The organism is Lysinibacillus sp. RU7 (assembly GCF_057837305.1).
In genome coordinates this window covers 1-230 of the sequence record NZ_JBYQFK010000353.1, presented here as the reverse complement: position 1 = coordinate 230, position 230 = coordinate 1, and the positions used below count along the sequence as shown (strand labels likewise).

General features: G+C 63.5%; 1 protein-coding gene. It reads left to right on the top strand.

Annotation, left to right across the window (positions count from 1 at the left end):
• A partial coding sequence (locus AC3II9_RS22690; protein WP_489159053.1) for a formate/nitrite transporter family protein occupies positions 1–230 on the top strand: 230 nt, incomplete at both ends.

Here is a 230-nt window from a genome sequence, read left to right as displayed (position 1 = left end):
GATCGCGGTGGTTGCCTGGATCTTGCCCAATGGCCGGACCCAGGCCTTCTGGATCATCCTGGCGATCACCTATGTCATCGCCATCGCCGGATTCAGCCACTCGATCGTCGGTGCAGACGAAACCTTCCTGCTACTGTTCACCGGCAAGGTCGATGCGGCGCGGGCGTTCTTCGGGCTCTTGATCCCGGCGATCCTCGGCAATCTGGTCGGCGGCGCGGGGCTGTTCACGC